The following is a 399-nucleotide window of genomic DNA, read 5'->3' on the forward strand; positions in this document are numbered from 1 at the left end:
CAGCACCTGTGTGATGACCCATTCGGTGGCACAAATGGCGGAGGTTCTGGGCGCTCGAGGGTCGGAGGTAACGGTTGCGCACAGTCTTAACGAGCCTGAGGGCCTGACGTCGGACCAGCCATGGCAAAGCGACCGCGCCATCCTGTGCTGGCTTGGCGTGCGAACGTCCTGCGGCCAATTACTGGATCATCTCGGAAAGGACGAGCGGCTCAAGCTGAATCGCTGGCCGCCTTTATCGCTCATGAAAGGCAACCCCGCATTCATGAATCTTTCCGCATTGTTCAGCGGTCATGCGGGCACCTCGGTTCAGGAAGCGAGTGAGCGCCTGGGTCTCCCCGAGCAGGATACTGTGGGCTTTGTAAACGCAGTGGCTCTTTGTGGATTGCTCACGCAAGTGGG

Annotated in this window: 1 protein-coding gene; it reads left to right on the forward strand. The window is 59.4% G+C overall.

The features are described 5' to 3' along the window. Positions 1-34 precede the first annotated feature (34 nt). A partial coding sequence (locus FY251_RS22960; protein ID WP_222847929.1) for a hypothetical protein occupies positions 35-399 on the forward strand: 365 nt, incomplete at its 3' end.

Source organism: Haloferax sp. KTX1 (assembly GCF_902410085.1).
GTDB lineage: Archaea > Halobacteriota > Halobacteria > Halobacteriales > Haloferacaceae > Haloferax > Haloferax massiliensis.